The sequence below is a fragment of the Camelimonas abortus genome, assembly GCF_042432745.1.
Classification (GTDB): Bacteria; Pseudomonadota; Alphaproteobacteria; order Rhizobiales; family Beijerinckiaceae; genus Camelimonas; species Camelimonas abortus.
Map to the genome: position 1 here is coordinate 2,795,032 of NZ_JBHLWR010000006.1, position 16,547 is coordinate 2,811,578.

The window sequence follows — 16,547 nt, forward strand, 5'->3', positions numbered from 1 at the left end:
GGGAGATCGTTCCTGCAGGTCCGGGTCCAGACTGGCGGAAGGCTGGACGTGGAGGTTGCTCCTCCACACAGGCGGCGCTGCTTCCCATGCGCTTCCCAAACCGGAATCTCGGGAAACTATGACGCTAAACTGCGCCGCCAGTCTATTGAAACAATTGGCGGCCCGAAATGCGTCGAATCAGGGCGTCCGATCGTTGATTTATAAGGAAAATTTCAGGCGCCGGGGCCGTGATTGTGGCGCAGTTTGTAGCACGGTTTGTAGCTCAATCTGTATCACAGTTGGCGCGTCACCGGCTGTCGAGAGCCGCCAGCTCGGCCGGAACGCGGCGGTGGTAGTGGTACCGCCCACCTCTCAGCTTCAGAAACCTGTCAGGGTCGTGTGTCCCCCGCCGCCTGCCTGTCATGACCCCCCGCCGTGCACAGTTTGTGGCACAATTCGTGGCACAGTTTTGCTCAGTCTGCAAAACGGTGCCCATTTTGAGCATCGCGATGTGAGGTATTTCAATGACTTAGGGGAAGGAGAGTGGCGCGCCCGAAAGGATTCGAACCTCTGACCCCCAGATTCGTAGTCTGGTGCTCTATCCAGCTGAGCTACGGGCGCCGACGCCGCGGCTTCCAGTGCGCCGCTCGCGTTCGATGGCGCTGATTTAGCCGGACGCTTCCGGCTTGGCAAGTGACCCCCGTCCGGAAAACGCAAAAAACCGTCTCCGGCGGTGGGTAACCGGGCGTGGTCGCGGCGGCCGGACAGCAGGCGGCGCCGGCCGCTTCCCCCGGAGGCGCCCGGCATGGCGCTGAAATCTAACGACAATGCTCCGCCCGCGCGGCGGCCCCGGTTCGCGCGACGCTTGTGGATTACCCGACGTCGTCGCTGGGGAAAGCGTCCCAGGGGCGGCGCACAGGCGGATCCTGGCGGCCCGCGGGGCGCCAGCCATGCAGAATTCGCCGGCATGCAGTGATTTTGTGCGGGCGGATGCGCTGAAAGCGGGCATGACCGGCCGCGCGGCCGGGGCAGACGGCTCTAGGGCGCGAAAATGACCGGAATTTTGCGAAAAATGTCCTGGCTGACGCTTCAAAACCGCGGCCATCGTCGCCACATTGGGCGCGAATGATTTGCCTCAGGGGGAGATGAATGAAACAGGTCTTGCGCCGTAGCGGAATTCTTGCGCTTGCGCTGGTCGCGGCGCTCGGCATGGGGCTGGGCGACGCGGAAGCCCGCAAAGGCGGCGGATTCGGCAGCCGCGGCTCGCGCACCTGGTCCGCGCCTCCGTCCACCAGCACGGCTCCGTCCACCGCCGCGCCGCTGCAGCGCAGCGTCACCCAGCCGGGCATGCAGCAGCGCGCCCCGGGCATGCAGACGCCCCGGACGGCGCCGCAGCGGCGGTTCGGCGGCTTCGGCGCGGGTCTGCTCGGCGGCCTGCTCGGCGCCGGTCTCATCGGCATGCTGATGGGCTCGGGCTTCTTCGGCGGTCTCGCCGGGCTCGGCGGCTTCATCGGCCTGCTGCTGCAGCTGGCGCTGGTCGGCGCCCTGGTGTGGCTGGCGGTGCGGTTCTTCCGTTCGCGCCAGCAGCCGGCGCCGGCGGGCCGGGAGGGGGCGTCGCTGTTCACCGGCGCGCCGCAGCCGGGCCCGGGCGCCGGTCCGCGCCCCGGTCCCATGGCTGGCGCCGCCGGCATGGCCCGCCCGTCGCCGGCCCAGCCCCGTTACGCGCCGCCCGCCGCGCCGGCCGGCAGCGACGGCGTCGGCCTGACGCAGCAGGATTATGACGCGTTCGAGCAGCGCCTCGCCGAGGTGCAGGCGGCGTTCAGCCGCGGCGACGTGGGCGCCCTGCGCCAGGTCTGCACGCCGGAGGTTGCGGCGTATCTGGAGGGCGAGCTGGCGGACAATGAACGGCGCGGCGTCGTCAACACCGCCTCGGACGTGCGCCTGCTGCAGGGCGATCTCGCCGAGGCCTGGCGCGAGGGCGCGACCGACTACGCCACCGTCGCGATGCGCTACGCCATGATCGACGTGACGCGCGAGCGCGCCAGCGGCCGCATCGTCGAGGGCGATCCGCAGCGTCCGGTGGAGGTGACCGAAGTGTGGACCTTCCGTCGCGACAGCCGCGGCCCGTGGCTGCTCTCGGCCATCCAGGACGTGAACTGACCGGCTCTGGGCGCGCCGTCGCGTCGCGGCGTACGGACGGAGAAGGCCCGCGGTCACGCGGGCCTTTTTGCGTCAGGAGCCGTCATTCCGGCGGGCGCGGCCGGCCGGTGCGGCAGGTCAGGCCTTTTCCCGGGCCGCGGCCATCTGGCGGATGTCCTGCCCGCGCTTGAACACGCCGCTGGCGCGCACCACCGGCTCGCCGTCGGCGGTGATCAGCCCCTGGGTGAACACCAGGTTGCGGGTCACCTTCAGCACGTCGGTGCGCGCCTGCAGCCAGGCGCCCAGCTTCGCCGGGCCGACGAAGTCGGTGGTCATGGAGATGGTGGGCAGGAACTGGCCCAGACGGTGGGCGTAATTGGCAGCCATGGGCATGGCCATGTCGCAGAAGGTCATCAGCATGCCGCCGTGGCACACGCCCGTGGGGTTGCAGTGCCGCTCCTCGATTCGCATGCCCACCAGCAGGCCCTCAGGGGTCTTTTTGAAGTAAAGGGGGCCGTTGACGGCGATGAACTGGCCGCCGGCGTCGCGCAGCAAGCGGAATCCTTCCGGGATATTGTCGGTCATTCTGGTGTCCTGCCTGTCGTTTCCCTGTGGCCGGCCGTCCGGCGGCCGCTTTCTTCCGTGCGGACGCGCCGCGGCGCGCCGTCGTCCCGCACGTCTTCGATGATTGCGCCGGCGCCGGCAAGGGGGCGGCGGTCATTCCGCGGGCGTCAGCCGCGCAAGGGTGGTCACGCCTTCGTCCTGCGGGCCGAAGCCGCGCGTCTCCACGGTGATGCGCGGCCGCCCGCCGCCCGCAGGCGCGATGCGGATGAGGTGATAGCCGGCCCGGGGCCCGCCGGAGCCCGGCCGGGCCGAGGCGGATGGCGCGCCGAGCACCGGCACCGGCCCGTCCGGACCCGGCAGCCGCGCCAGCGACGCCACGTGATTGTGCCCGTGCAGTACCAGCTCGGCCCCCACGCCGGCGATCATCCGGGCGAAGGCGGCGGCGTCGGTGAGGCCCCGGCCCGGGCGCGCCCCGCCCGGATGGGGCGGATGGTGGATCATGATCACCCGCGTCAGGCCCTCCTCGCGCAGCTGCGCCAGCAACCGCCGCGTGGCGGCGATCTGCGCCCGCCCGAGCCGGCCGCTGGCCAGAAACGGCATGGTGGGCGCGCCGGAGCACAGCCCCACCAGCGCCACGGCGCTGCGGCGGCGCACATAGGGAAAGCCGCGCCCAGGGGCCGGCGCGACGCCGTCGTCGCCGGTCATCCACGGGGCCAGGCTGTCGAACAGCGGCCGCAGCGAACTGCGCACATAGACGTCGTGATTGCCGGGCGTGAAGCTGACGCGCTCAGGCGGGCCAAGGCGCTCCAGAAAGGCGCGGGCGGCGGGAAATTCTGCCGGCAGGCCGATGTTGACCACGTCGCCGGTGAAGGCGACATGGTCCGGGGCGTGGGCGTCGATGTCGGCGCACACCGCCGCCAGCGCGTCCATGTCGTGCGCCAGCCGGCGGCCGCGGCGCCAGTTCACCCAGCCGGTGACGCGTTTGCCCAGCAGCTCACGCAGGCGCGGGGCGGGCAGGGGACCGATATGGGCGTCCGAGAGATGGGCGAGCAGCATGGCGGCGACCGGGTTGACGGGAGGGAGACGGCGGCCGCCCCGTGGACGGTCGCCGGCGCGTCGCATAACGTCGGCGGACGCATGTCATACGTCCTGCGGCGGGATTCGTGAAATGCCGGGCCGGCCCGCCCGGCCGGGCCCACGGGAGCGGACATGGCCACACTCTCCGAACGGTTGCTGCGCCGGGCGCTGCACGCGTATTTCCGCGTCTCCCGCGGTCTCACCCTTGGGGTGCGCGCGGCGGTGTTCGACCGCGAAGGGCGCGTGTTCCTGGTGCGACACACCTATGTGCGCGGCTGGTACCTGCCGGGCGGCGGCGTGGAGGCCGGCGAGGACGCGCTGACGGCGCTGGCGCGCGAACTGGCGGAGGAGGGCAACATCGAGCTCACCGCGCCGCCCGTCCTGCACGGCGTCTACTGGAACCGCACGGCGTCGCCGCGCGACCACGTGCTCCTGTACGTGGCGCGCGCCTTTCGCCAGGGCGCGCCGCGCGGCCCGGACCGGGAGATCGCCGAAACCGGCTTTTTCGCCCCCGACGACCTGCCGGCGGCGACGACGCCGGCCACCCGCGCCCGGCTCGACGAGATCCTGCGCGGCGCGCCCGTGTCGCCGCTGTGGTGAGCCGCGCCGTGGACGAGGCCGCCGGCGCCGTGATAAGGCCGGCTGCGCGCCGCGACTGCGGCGCGTCCGTTGCGGAGTAGCCGATGGCCGAGCTGGAACTGACGACGCGTCCCGAACGCCCCGAAGACGCCGCCCAGATCGAGCGTCTGCATGACCGCGCCTTTGGCCCCGGCCGTTACGCCCGCACCGCCTACCGCCTGCGCGAGGGGCGGCCGCACCGTCAGGACCTGTCGTTCACCACGCTGGTGGGCACGCTGCTGGTGGGCTCGGTGCGGCTCAGCAGCGTGCGCTCGGGCTCCATCGACGTGGTGATGCTGGGGCCGCTGGCGGTGGAGCCGGCGTTCGAGCGGCGCGGCATCGCCGGCGCGCTGATCCAGGAGGCGCTGGCCGCCTGCCGCGCCGCCGGCGAACAGCTTGTGATGCTGGTGGGCGATCCGTCATACTATACGCGCTTCGGCTTCCGGCCGGCGCCGCCTGGCTCGTTCGTGTTTCCGGGGCCGGTTGATCCGGCGCGCATCCTGTATGTGGAGCTCGCCGAGGGGGCGTTCGAGCGGGCGAAGGGCGAGGTGAGACCGCTCTGAAGGCCGCCTGCGCGCCCGGGGCGCGGGCGGCTCCGTTACCTCACGGCGACGCCGGCGCCCGGCCGGCGCCGTATGGCATTGCCCCGGGCCCGCGCGGCCGCCGTCCATGCGCCGGCGGGCTCATTGAGAACAGGATCAGGCGATGAGAGCTCAATTCCGTACCGTGATGCTCGCCGTGCTCGCGGCCGTGACCGCCGCAAGCCTGGCGGCCTGCAACGCCAGGGTGCGGCCGCAGGGCGTTCTGCCGCGCGAGGCGGTGCCGCCGCCGCCGGAGGAGCGCAATCTCGGCATCCGCCCGAAACAGGGCGAACTGGCCGAACCGCCGGTCTACCAGCAGCCGCAGTCCCGCAGCGGCGGCCTCTCCGTTCCCGCGCGCTGACCGGCGCGGCCGGCGTCGTCCCCGCCGGCTTTTCGTCCACCCCTTGACATTCTCTGCGCCCGCCCTGTTAGGCTGCCGCCGAAGTCACGCGCGCCGGGACGGCACAACAACAGAACGACGGCCGGACTGCGGGAGCGCTGGCGGGCGCGGGGAGCGACGGCTCCCCTCGCGCCGCGGCCAGCATGGGGCCGGCCCCGGCCGGCCAGGCTCCCGGCGTTTGTCCGCCGCCTGCCTGGCGGCTTTCACGCGCATGACCGGCCGGCCGCAGGGCCGGCGCCGGGAGCAGGAAGGCTCCGGCGGACCGCGGCCGCGGTCCGGCGGGCTTCCGCAACCGGGCATTGCAGCACGGACGGGCCTGTTCCGTCGCCACAAGAGCTGCGCGACGCAGCCGTCAGAGGAACACGCCCCAGGGGAATGGACGTCCATGAAGTTAAGCCTTGACGCCAACATCGCCACGCTCGCCGAAGTGCCGCGCATTCACGCGGCCACCAGGGGCGACCGCATCAACAACAAATTTGAAGACCGCATCACCACCCACGCGGAATTCAACCGGCACACCAACCAGATCGCCAACGCCATTCTCGCCGCCGGCGTGAAGCCGGGCGACCGCGTGGCCCATGTCGGCAAGAACACCGACTATTACTTCGAGCTGCTGTTCGCCTGCATGAAGGCGGGCGTCATCATCGTGCCGGTGGTGTGGCGCCTGGCGCCGCCGGAAGTGTCCTACATCGTGCAGGATTCCGGCGCGAAGCTGCTGTTCATCGGCCCCGAGTTCATCGATCTCGGCCGGCAGGTGCAGGCGCAGTGCCCCGGCCTGAAGCAGGTGATCGCCATGGAGGGCGGCAATCCGGAGTGGCCGGACTTCGTCTCCTGGCGCGACGCGCAGCCGGACATCGACCCGCGCCTCGAGTGCAAGCCCAACGAGTGCTGGCTGCAGCTCTACACCTCCGGCACCACGGGCCGCCCGAAGGGCGCGATGCTCACCCACGACAACTTCCTGTCCATGCGCCGCCTGCAGGACGGCTCCGACCTCGAATGGCTGCACTGGTACGATGACGACGTCGCCCTCGTGGCCATGCCCAACGGCCACATCGGCGGCACCGGTTTCGGCGTCTGGTCCATGTACTATGGCGTGAAGTCGGTGATCACCCGCGAGTTCGATCCCATGCAGGTGCTCGACCTGATCGAGCACGAGGGCGTCAACAAGTTCTTCATGGTGCCGGCGGCGCTGCAGTTCGTGGTGCGCCAGCCGCGCGCCCGCGAGGTGGACTACAGCCGCCTGCGCACCATCTCCTACGGCGCCAGCCCCATCCCGCACGCCCTGCTCAGGGAGTGCATGGAGGTGTTCAGGTGCGGCTTCGTGCAGATGTACGGCCTCACCGAGACCACCGGCACGGTGGTGGCGCTGCCGCCGGAAGACCACACCGTGGAGGAGACGCCGCGCATGCGCTCCGCCGGCAAGCCGCTGCCGGGCGTGGAGATCGCCATCCTCGACGAGCAGGGCGCCCGCCTGCCGCCGGGCGAAATCGGCGAGATCGCCATCAGGTCGCCGTCCAACATGATCGGTTACTACAACCTGCCCGAGGCGACGGCCGCGGCCTTCACCTCCGACGGCTGGTTCCGCTCCGGCGACGTCGGCTACATGGATGAGGACGGCTACGTCTACGTCCATGACCGCATGAAGGACATGATCATCTCCGGCGGCGAGAACGTGTATCCGGCGGAGGTTGAGAACGCGCTGTGCAGTCACCCGGCGGTGGCGGAGGCGGCGGTGATCGGCGTTCCGTCGGAGAAATGGGGCGAGGAGGTGAAGGGCGTCGTGGCGCTGCGTCCTGGCCAGAACGTGACGGAGGAGGAGCTGATCGCCTTCGTGCGCACGCGCATCGCCGCGTTCAAGGCGCCCAAGTCGATCGACTTCATCGACATGCTGCCGCGCAACGCCTCCGGCAAGATCCTGCGCCGCACCCTGCGCGAGCCTTACTGGGCCGGCTATACCCGCAACGTGAACTGACCTGCGGCGCGCGCCGCAGGCTCCGGGCGGGCGGAAGGCCACTTCCGCCCGCCCTGTCTTGCGGCGCCTTGTCTTGCGGGCTTCGCTGGCGCGCCCGCCGGCGGGGCATTGCCGGCAGGAAAAAGCCCCCGGCGCGGGCCGGGGGCGGAAGCAGGAGCGGGCGCGCCGGCGGCCGGCGCGCCCCGGCGCGCGCTCAGGCGTCGCTGTAGACCGGCTTGCGCTTCTCGAGGAAGGCGGCCACGCCCTCGCGGAAGTCCTTCGAGCGCGACGACAGGATCTGGTTGCGGTCCTCCATGGCGATCACCGCCTCGAGGCCGCCGGCGTCGATGGCGTGATTGAGCGCCTCCTTGGTCAGGCGCAGGCCAAGCGGGGTGGCGTGCAGCAGGTCGTCCACATAGCTCTGGCCCACCGCGTCCAGGTTCTCGCGGGTGGCGATTTCCGCGGCGAGGCCGAGGCGCAGCGCCGTCTCCGCGTCGATGAAGCGGCCGGTCAGCATGTACTGCGACGCCACCGAGGCGTTGGTCAGGCGCGGCAGGAAATAGCTGACGCCGATGTCGCAGGCCGAGAGGCCGATGCGGATGAAGGCGGCGTTCATCTTCACTTCCGGCGTGACGATGCGGATGTCCGAGGCCAGCGCCAGGGCGAAGCCGCCGCCCGAGGCCGGGCCGTTCACCAGCGCCACGATCGGCTGCGGGCAGCGGCGCATGGCCACCACGATGTCGGCGATGCGGCGCTGGAAGCGCAGCGACTGCCAGGTGGTGGTCTCGGCGTTCTCGTTGCTGCGGTCCTTGAGGTCGAGGCCGGCGCAGAAGCCGCGGCCGGCGCCGGTCAGCACCACCACCCGCACGTCGTCGCGCCAGTAAAGGTCGGTGAAAAAGTGGCGCAGCTCCTCGACAAGCTGGCGGTTAAGGGCGTTCAGCCGGTCCGGCCGGTTCATGGTGGCGCGGATCACCGGGCCGTTCTGCTCGATCAGAAGATGCTGGTATTCCATGGGTTTCCTCGTGTCTTGCCCTGGGCTGTCCCGACAGTGGCCCGCGTCCGGCGCCCGCAGGGCGCCGGCGGGCCGGCGCTGATCCGGCGCGCCCGCTCCTTCCGCCGCGCACAGGGCGCTTGAGTCGTCGCGGACGCGGCTCTATTTTGTTTGACCAAACGATCGTTAGGTGGTGCAACTGCATCATGCAAGCCGCCAGACGCGGAAGAATGCGCGAAGCGGCGGCGACTGGCGATGATCGTCGCAAACGAGGCGCGGGGAACGCCGGCCGTTCCCGTGGGAGGGACAGATGAATTTCGATTTCTCTGACGAACAGAAGCAGCTGCGTGATTCGGCGCGCAAGTTCCTGGAGAAGCAGAGCCCGGTCTCCGTGGTTCGCCGCGTTCTCGAGGGCGACGAGGGCTATGACGTCGGGCTGTGGAAGGGTCTCGCCGAAATGGGCTTCACCGGCGCGGCGATTCCGGAGGAGTTCGGCGGCGCCGGCCTCGGCTATCTCGAGCTGTGCGTGATCGCCGAGGAGCTGGGCCGCTCGCTGGCTCCGGCGCCGTTCTCCTCCACGGTCTATCTCGCCGCCGAGTTCCTGCTCGCCGCCGGCACGGACGCGCAGAAGCAGAAGTGGCTGCCGAAGATCGCCGCCGGCGAGGCCATCGGCACGTTCGCCCACGCCGAGGTCCCCGGCGAGGTGACGGCGGAGCGCATCCGCGCCGAGGTGAAGGACGGCCGTCTCTCCGGCGTGAAGATTCCGGTCGCCGACGGCGCCGTTGCGGACTTCGCCATCGTTTCGGCCCGCTCCGGCTCCGGCCTCGGCCTGTATCTGGTGGAGCTGGCCGGCCCCGGCGTCTCGCGCGAGGTGGTGGCCACCATCGACCCGTCCCGCAAGCACGCCCGCGTCGCCTTTGACGGCGCCCCGGCCGAGCCGCTCGCCGCCGCCGACGCCCAGGCGGTGATCGACGCGGTGTACGACCGCGCCGCCGTGCTCATCGCCTTCGAGCAGGTGGGCGGCGCTGACCGCGCCCTGGAGATGGCCCGCGACTACGCTCTCGAGCGCATCGCCTTCGGCCGGCCGATCGGCTCGTTCCAGGCCATCAAGCACATGCTGGCCGACATGTATGTTTCGGCCACCCTGGCCCGCTCCAACTGCTACTGGGGCGCCTACGCGCTCTCCACCGGCTCGGCCGAGCTGCCGGAGGCCGCCGCCACCTGCCGCGTGAGCGCCACCAAGGCCTACCAGCACTGCTCCGCCAACAACATCCAGGTGCATGGCGGCATGGGCTTCACCTGGCAGTTCGACTGCCACCTCTACTACAAGCGCTCCAACCTTCTGGCGCTCACCCTGGGCGGCCTGAACGTCTGGGAGAACCGTCTGGTCGCCCGCCTGCGCGAGCGCAACGCCGTGCGTGACGCCGCCTGACGGCGGCCCGCCCGCTTGCCTGGCCCCGCCGGCTCCGGCCGGCTCCGGTTGCGCAGACACTCGCGCAGCCTGTTCCGCGGCCTTCCCGCATCCGCGCGCCGGGGCGGGGCGGCCGCAGCATGAGGCGACGGGGCGCCGTCCCGCGCGGGACGGTCTCCGCCAACAGGAGGAACAGGGCGATGAATTTTGACGATACTCCGGAAGAAGCCGCGTTCCGCGCGGAGGTGCGCGCCTGGATCGACGCCAACGCGCCGCACTGCCTGGATGAGGACCTGAAGAAATCCGGTCTCGGCGGCCTGCGCCTGCCCGGCCGCGACGTGCTGGCGGAGGCGAAGGCCTGGCAGAAGAAAAAGGCCGACGCCGGCTGGGCCTGCCTGCACTGGCCGAAGGAATACGGCGGCCGCGACGCCACGCCGATCCAGCGCGTGATCTGGCAGCAGGAGGAGGGTATTTACGGCCAGCTGGCCCAGCCCTTCGCCATCGGCCAGGGCATGTGCGGCCCCACCGTGATGGCCTACGCCTCCGAGGAGCTGAAGCGCAAATACCTGCCGAAGCTGGCCTCGGGCGAGGAGATCTGGTGCCAGCTGTTCTCGGAGCCGGCGGGCGGCTCGGACGTGGCCGCCCTGCGCACCCGCGCCGAGAAGGCGGAGGGGACCGACGAGTGGGTGATCAACGGCCAGAAAATCTGGACCTCGGGCGCCCAGTTCTCGGACTACGGCATCCTGCTCACCCGCACCGATCCCTCCGTGCCCAAGCACAGGGGCCTCACCATGTTCATCGTGGACATGAAGGCCCCGGGCGTCGAGGTGCGGCCGATCCACCAGATGAGCGGCGGGCGCGAGTTCAACGAAGTGTTCTTCGAGAACGTGCGCATCCACGACAGCCACCGCCTTGGCGCGGTCAACGACGGCTGGAACGTGGCGCTCACCACGCTGATGAACGAGCGCATGTCGATCGGCTCGCGGCTGGCCACCGGCTTCCCCGAGCTGTTCGCCTTTGTCCAAGGCTTCATGCTGCCGGACGGCCCCGCCATCGACAATCCGGCGGTGCGCGCGAAGCTGGCGGACTGGGCGGTGAAGGCGTCGGGCCTCAAGTACACGGCGTTCCGCGCCATCTCCAGCCTGTCGAAGGGCGAGCGGCCGGGGCCGGAGAACTCCATCGGCAAGCTGGTGGCCGGCGTCATGACCCAGGACATCGCCCGCTACGCCATGGAGCTGCAGGACCAGGGCGGGATCATCACCGATCCTGACGTGGCGGAGGCGGCGGCGCTGTTCCAGAACCTGGCGCTGCGCTCGCCCGGCATGCGCATCGCCGGCGGCACCGACGAGATCCTGCGCAACATCATCGCCGAGCGCGTGCTCGGCCTGCCTGGCGACGTGCGCGTCGACAAGGACGCGCCGTTCAGCCAGCTGCGCTGAAACGGTCACGGGGGCGGCGCGCCGCGCCGTCCCCAAGGGAAACAGGGCGCGTCCGCGCTGCGGCGCGCCATAACGGCAAGAATGACCGGGAACCCCCGGGGGGACTGACCCATGAACTTCGACGACACCCCAGAAGAAGCCGCATTCCGTGCGGAGGCGCGCGCCTGGATCCAGGCCAATGCGCCGAAACACCTGGAGGAGGAGCTGCGCCTCTCCGGCTTCGGCGGCCTGTACCTGAAGAGCGAAGACCCCATGGTCGCCGCCAAGGCCTGGCAGAAGAAAAAATATGACGCCGGCTGGGCCTGCCTGCACTGGCCGAAGGAATACGGCGGCCGCGGCACCTCGCCGATCGAGCGCGTGATCTGGACCCAGGAGGAGGGCGTCTACGCCAAGCTCTCCGCCCCGTTCTCCATCGGCCACGGCATGTGCGGCCCCACGGTGATGGCCTGGGGTTCGGAGGAGGCGAAGCGCGAGCGCCTGCCGAAGCTGGCGTCGGGCGAGGAGATCTGGTGCCAGCTGTTCTCCGAGCCGGCGGCCGGCTCCGACCTCGCCGGCCTGCGCACACGCGCCGAGCGCGCCAGCGACGGCTCCGGCGACTGGATCATCAACGGCCAGAAGATCTGGACCTCCGGCGCCCAGCACTCCCAGTGGGGCCTGCTGCTCGCCCGCACCGACCCGACCGTGCCGAAGCACAAGGGCCTGACCATGTTCTACCTGGACATGCGCTCGCCCGGCGTCGAGGTGGTGCCGATCCGGCAGATGAACGACCAGCGCACGTTCAACGAGGTGTTCTTCACCAACGTGCGCATTCCGGACAGCCAGCGCCTCGGCCCGGTCGGCGGCGGCTGGAACGTCTCGCTCACCACGCTGATGAACGAGCGCCTGTCGATCGGCGCCGGCATGCCCACCGGTTTCCCGGAGCTGCTTGAATACGCCATCGCCACCGGCGACGTGGACAACCCCGCCGTGTGCGCGAAGCTCGCCGACTGGGCGGTGAAGGCGTCGGGCCTCAGGTACACCGCCTTCCGCGCCATCTCCGCCCTGTCGAAGGGCGAGACCCCCGGCCCGGAGAATTCCATCGGCAAGCTGGTGGCCGGCTCCATGATGCAGGACATCGCCCGTTACGCCATGGACCTGCAGGGCCAGGCGGGCCTCATCACCGATCCTGACGTGGCCGCCGGGCACGCCCGTTTCCAGGCCATGGCGCTGCGCTCGCCGGCCACCCGCATCGAGGGGGGCTCGGACGAGATCCTGCGCAACATCATCGCCGAGCGCGTGCTGGGTCTGCCGGCGGACGTGCGCGTCGACAAGGACGTGCCGTTCAACGCCATTCCCACCAGCGGCCGCAAGTAAGCGGCGATCCGCAGGGGCGGCGGTCCGCCGCCCCTTTTGCACGCGCCGCGCCGCGGCGACAGGGAGATTTTTGGGGAATCCAGCATGATCAAGACACGTTTCACCGAGCTGTTCGGCGTCGAGCATCCGGTCGCGCAGGGCGGCATGCAGTGGGTAGGCCGGGCCGAGCTGGTGGCGGCCGTGGCCAACGCCGGCGGCCTGGGCTTCATCACCGCCCTGACCCAGCCGACGCCTGAAGATCTTTACAAGGAGATCAGGCGCACCCGCGAGATGACCGACAGGCCGTTCGGCGTGAACCTCACCATCCTGCCGGCGATCAAGCCGCCGCCCTACGCCGAATACCGCGCCGCCATCATCGAGTCGGGCGTGAAGGCCGTCGAGACCGCCGGTTACAAGCCGGAGGAGCACATCAACGACTTCAAGAAGCATGGCGTGAAGGTCATTCACAAGTGCACCGCCGTCCGTCACGCCGTGTCGGCCCAGCGCATGGGCGCCGACGCCATCTCGATCGACGGTTTTGAGTGCGCCGGCCATCCGGGCGAGGACGACATTCCGGGCCTGGTGCTGATTCCGGCCGCGGCCGAGAAGATCACCGTGCCGATGATCGCCTCCGGCGGCTTCGCCGACGGCCGCGGCCTCGCCGCCGCGCTGGCGCTGGGCGCCGACGGCATCAACATGGGCACCCGCTTCATGGCCACGAAGGAGGCGCCCATTCACGAGAAGATCAAGGAGCAGCTCGTGGCCCGCGACGAGCGCGCCACCCAGCTGATCTTCCGCACCATGCGCAACACCGCCCGCGTGGCCAAGAACGCCGTCTCCGACGAGGTGGTGGCGAAGGAGAAGGAAGGCGCGAAGTTCGAGGACATCCGCCATCTCGTGGCCGGCGCCCGCGGCAAGATGGTCTACGAGACCGGCGATCCGGACTACGGCATCTGGACCGCCGGCATGGTGCAGGGCCTGATCAGGGACATCCCCACCTGCCAGGAGCTGATCTCGCGCATTGTCGCCGAGGCCGAGGAGATCATCCGCGGCCGTCTGGCGCAGCTGGTGCAGTAAGCCGCCCCTTGCGGCCAGCGGCGGCGCCGCGCGCCGCCGCGCGGCGCGGCCGGCCGGACCCCGGCCGGCTTTTTTCGTCCGCGCTTTCCGGCAGGGGCGCTCCTGCAGGGCCCCGTTCCGGCGGGCCGCCCGGCAGGGCGGCCCGCCGCATCGCCACGGCGGAAAGCCGGTCCGCCTTCCACGACACTGATTCAGGGAGATACGCCATGACCGCGCTCGTGCTGAGGGAAGACAGGGATGGCTGCGCCACGCTGACGCTCAACCGTCCTGACAAGCTGAATGCGCTCAACGTGGAGCTGTTCGAGGCGCTCGAGCGGCATGTGGACGCCATCGCCGGCCAGACCGGGGAGGTGGGCCTGGTCATCGTGCGCGGCGCCGGCCGCTGCTTCTCGGCCGGCCACGACCTGAACGACATCGCCGCCGGCGAGAAACCGCCGCGGCCGCATTTCCAGGCCAGCGTCATCGAAAAGCTGGCCAGCCTGCCGCCGCCGGTGATCACCGCCGTTCACGGCCACTGCTACACCGGCGCGCTGGAGCTGGCGCTGGCCGGCGACCTGATCGTGTGCGCCGAGGGCGCCCGGTTCGCCGACACCCACGCCCGCTGGGCGCTGACCCCGGTGTGGGGCATGAGCCAGCGCCTGCCGCGGCGCGTCGGCCTGCCGAAGGCGCGGGAGATGATGTTCACCGCCCGCACCTATGGCGGCCGCGAGGCCGAGGCCATGGGCCTCGCCAACATCTGCTGGCCGGACGCGGACTTTGACCGCGAGCTGGAGGCCCTGGCGCGGACCATTCTGGCCAATTCCTGGTTCAGCCACCGGGCCAACAAGGCGCTGCTCAACGAGACCGACGGCCTGCCGCTGGCGGCGGGGCTCAGCTACGAGATCGCCCGCTCGCGCGGCGTCGGCCCGGACATGGCGGCGCGCATCGCGGCCTTCCAGAACAAGACGGCGAAGGTTTCCTGACCGCCGTCTGCGCATGCGGCCGTCGTTGCGGGCGCAGGCGCCCGTAGCGGCGGCCGATGATTGCATGAATTTGTCGTGAGTTGCTTGTTCACTGTTTTCCGCCGTCCCGTACATGACGCCGGCGCGGCGTGTCCCTGAACGGGATTATTTGCTGGAACTTATTTTTACTATCACACAGCGCGCATTTTGCGTTGTCTGGAGTGATTTGTATGAAACATTTTCTGTTTTCGGTTGCGACTTTTGGTCTTGCCGTCAACGCCGCCCTTGCGGCCGACCTGCCGTCCCGGAAGGAGGCGCCCGTCGCTCCGGCGCCTGTGGCGCCCCTGTTCAGCTGGACAGGCTTTTATGCCGGCGTGCACGGCGGCTACGCGACGCGGCCGCCGCAGATTGAGGCGTTTTCGCTGACGCCGGACGGCTCCCGGACGCCGGTTCCGCTGGACAGCGCGCTTGATACCTGGCGTCGCGAGGGCAAGGGCGGCCTCGTTGGCGGCGCCCAGGCCGGCTACAACTACCAGATCGGCGCGCTGGTGCTGGGCGTTGAGGGCGATCTGACCTATGCGGGACTGCAATCGCGCGCCGACGGCGGACAGCAGTGGTGGATGTCGGAGAGGCAGCGGCTCGTGGGCTTCCTGCCGTGGCCGACGGTCCACACCCGGCGGTTCCAGGAGCGTGAGGCTTCGGCCCGCTCCACGCTCGACTGGTACGGCACGGCGCGCGCGCGCATCGGTTTCACGCCGGCGGAGCGCCTGCTCGTCTACGGCACGGGCGGCTTCGCCTTCGGCAAGGTCACGACCAGCGCCTCCTATGTCTCGGCCACGGACGGCTCCAGCGTCGAGCGCATCGGCGGCGCGTCGGCCAGCGGCTATTCAACGGGCTGGGTCGTCGGGGCGGGCGCTGAATACGCGCTCACCGATTCGCTGTCCGTGAAGGCGGAATACAACTATCTCGTCCTGTCGCCGGCGGTCCGGACCATCCGCAGCGACGGCAATGACGGGCGCCTCGCCGTCAGGAGCCGGCCGGCGTTCCAGGTCTTCCGCGCCGGCCTGAACTACAGGTTCTGATTCCTGCGCCTTTCCTGAGGGTCGCCCGGCCGCCGGCAGGGCGACCCTGTCGCGTTCCGGGGGGGCGCCGGGCGGGAGTCCCCCCGGGCGATGACCGCCGGCGGTTCACCGGGGGCGTTGGGGGATCAGGTATTTTTCAGAGATCGCGGGTAATGATGCAGGAGTTGTGCTGGAGCGTTATGTTGTTTTTATGTAACAGCCTGGCCGTTCACGCGAAAGTGTCCCAATTTGTGGTTATTTGAGTTTGGTGATCTCAAGTATCCATCCGCCACGCCAAATCGTACTCGAGAGGTTATTTTGATGAAGCGCTTTTTTCTCCTGTCGATCGCCGCCGTTCTTTCCGCGTCGGGCGCCGCGGCCGCTGACCTGCCGGCCCGTCACGCCGCTCCGGTCGCGCCGGTGATGACCCAGACCGTGCAGCCGTTTACCTTCACCGGCTTCTACGCCGGCGTGAACGGCGGCTGGGGGCTGCGGGGCGCCGGCAAGGCCGGCGGGCAGGGCAAGCGTGACAGGGGCTCCTTCATCGGCGGCGTCCAGGCCGGTTACAACTACCAGATCGGCTCCGTCGTGCTCGGCCTCGAAGCCGACATCAACTACACCCGGGCGGTGATCCATCGCCAGCCGCTGCACGCCCGCCAGCTGAGCTGGTTCGGCACGGTGCGTCCGCGCGTCGGTCTGGCGCTTGGCGAGCGCGCCCTGGTCTACGGCACCGCCGGTCTGGCCTGGGGCGAGGTGAGCTCCGGCCGCAACGACTCGTGGTACGCCAGGGGCAAGATCCGCTCGGGCGTGGTGCTCGGCGCCGGCCTTGAGTACGCCATCGCCGACAACGTCACGCTGCGCGGCGAATACGACCTGGTGTCGTTCAACCGCACCGACGGCTTCGGCAAGCTGACGTCCAGGAAGGCGTGGTCGGACCGCGACAACCTTCACACCTTCCGCGTCGGCCTGAACTACAGGTTCTGACT

At 70.0% G+C, this 16,547-nt stretch carries 15 protein-coding genes and 1 tRNA gene; 12 read left to right on the forward strand and 4 right to left on the reverse strand.

Going from position 1 to position 16,547, the window contains the following annotated elements; genetic code table 11:
- Window positions 1-523: 523 nt before the first annotated feature.
- Window positions 524-600, reverse strand: a tRNA-Arg gene (locus tag ACFFJB_RS14405).
- 528 nt (window positions 601-1,128) lie between these two features.
- Here ACFFJB_RS14405 and ACFFJB_RS14410 point away from each other — a divergent pair.
- Window positions 1,129-2,139 carry a Tim44 domain-containing protein gene (locus ACFFJB_RS14410; RefSeq protein ID WP_376832371.1) on the forward strand — a complete coding sequence of 337 codons (1,011 nt, stop codon included), beginning with the start codon at window positions 1,129-1,131 and terminating at the stop codon, window positions 2,137-2,139.
- A 117-nt stretch (window positions 2,140-2,256) separates the two neighbouring features.
- Here ACFFJB_RS14410 and ACFFJB_RS14415 read toward each other — a convergent pair whose 3' ends face one another.
- Together ACFFJB_RS14415 and ACFFJB_RS14420 are read right to left on the reverse strand one after the other, a co-directional pair.
- Window positions 2,257-2,703 (reverse strand): PaaI family thioesterase, encoded by a 447-nt coding sequence (locus ACFFJB_RS14415; RefSeq protein WP_376832372.1) that lies wholly within the window; start codon window positions 2,701-2,703, stop codon window positions 2,257-2,259.
- A 132-nt stretch (window positions 2,704-2,835) separates the two neighbouring features.
- The gene (locus ACFFJB_RS14420; protein ID WP_376832374.1) at window positions 2,836-3,738 is read right to left on the reverse strand and encodes a metallophosphoesterase family protein; all 903 of its coding nucleotides are present in this window, start codon (window positions 3,736-3,738) and stop codon (window positions 2,836-2,838) included.
- 153 nt (window positions 3,739-3,891) lie between these two features.
- Between ACFFJB_RS14420 and ACFFJB_RS14425 the strand changes: the two genes are divergently transcribed.
- The 4 genes from ACFFJB_RS14425 (at window position 3,892) to ACFFJB_RS14440 (ending at window position 7,330) form a co-directional block, all read left to right on the forward strand.
- Window positions 3,892-4,359, forward strand: coding sequence for an NUDIX domain-containing protein (locus ACFFJB_RS14425; protein ID WP_376832376.1), 468 nt, complete (start codon window positions 3,892-3,894; stop codon window positions 4,357-4,359).
- Window positions 4,360-4,442: 83 nt separating this feature from the next.
- A complete protein-coding gene (locus ACFFJB_RS14430; RefSeq protein WP_376832378.1) occupies window positions 4,443-4,940 on the forward strand; it encodes a GNAT family N-acetyltransferase in 498 nt (165 codons plus the stop codon).
- 142 nt (window positions 4,941-5,082) lie between these two features.
- Complete coding sequence (locus tag ACFFJB_RS14435; protein WP_376832380.1) at window positions 5,083-5,319, forward strand: hypothetical protein; 237 nt, start codon at window positions 5,083-5,085, stop codon at window positions 5,317-5,319.
- Window positions 5,320-5,743: 424 nt separating this feature from the next.
- Window positions 5,744-7,330, forward strand: a complete 1,587-nt coding sequence (locus ACFFJB_RS14440) for a fatty acid--CoA ligase (protein ID WP_376832382.1) — start codon at window positions 5,744-5,746, stop codon at window positions 7,328-7,330.
- Between the two features lie 193 nt (window positions 7,331-7,523).
- Here the strand turns inward: ACFFJB_RS14440 and ACFFJB_RS14445 are convergent, their stop codons facing one another.
- The gene (locus tag ACFFJB_RS14445; protein WP_376832384.1) at window positions 7,524-8,321 is read right to left on the reverse strand and encodes an enoyl-CoA hydratase/isomerase family protein; all 798 of its coding nucleotides are present in this window, start codon (window positions 8,319-8,321) and stop codon (window positions 7,524-7,526) included.
- A gap of 289 nt (window positions 8,322-8,610) precedes the next feature.
- Here ACFFJB_RS14445 and ACFFJB_RS14450 point away from each other — a divergent pair, with 289 nt between their 5' ends.
- From ACFFJB_RS14450 to ACFFJB_RS14480, 7 genes are all read left to right on the forward strand, one after another.
- Window positions 8,611-9,732 (forward strand): acyl-CoA dehydrogenase family protein, encoded by a 1,122-nt coding sequence (locus ACFFJB_RS14450; RefSeq protein ID WP_376832386.1) that lies wholly within the window; start codon window positions 8,611-8,613, stop codon window positions 9,730-9,732.
- Window positions 9,733-9,911: 179 nt separating this feature from the next.
- Complete coding sequence (locus ACFFJB_RS14455; RefSeq protein WP_376832389.1) at window positions 9,912-11,150, forward strand: acyl-CoA dehydrogenase; 1,239 nt, start codon at window positions 9,912-9,914, stop codon at window positions 11,148-11,150.
- 111 nt (window positions 11,151-11,261) lie between these two features.
- Complete coding sequence (locus ACFFJB_RS14460; protein ID WP_376832390.1) at window positions 11,262-12,503, forward strand: acyl-CoA dehydrogenase family protein; 1,242 nt, start codon at window positions 11,262-11,264, stop codon at window positions 12,501-12,503.
- Window positions 12,504-12,587: 84 nt separating this feature from the next.
- Window positions 12,588-13,559 (forward strand): NAD(P)H-dependent flavin oxidoreductase, encoded by a 972-nt coding sequence (locus ACFFJB_RS14465; protein ID WP_376832392.1) that lies wholly within the window; start codon window positions 12,588-12,590, stop codon window positions 13,557-13,559.
- Between the two features lie 206 nt (window positions 13,560-13,765).
- On the forward strand, window positions 13,766-14,521 hold the full coding sequence (locus tag ACFFJB_RS14470; RefSeq protein ID WP_376832394.1) for an enoyl-CoA hydratase/isomerase family protein: 756 nt from the start codon (window positions 13,766-13,768) through the stop codon (window positions 14,519-14,521).
- Window positions 14,522-14,730: 209 nt separating this feature from the next.
- On the forward strand, window positions 14,731-15,582 hold the full coding sequence (locus ACFFJB_RS14475) for an outer membrane protein (RefSeq protein ID WP_376832396.1): 852 nt from the start codon (window positions 14,731-14,733) through the stop codon (window positions 15,580-15,582).
- A gap of 300 nt (window positions 15,583-15,882) precedes the next feature.
- Entirely contained in the window at window positions 15,883-16,545 is a 663-nt protein-coding gene (locus ACFFJB_RS14480; protein ID WP_376832398.1) for an outer membrane protein, read from the forward strand.
- Window positions 16,546-16,547: the final 2 nt, after the last annotated feature.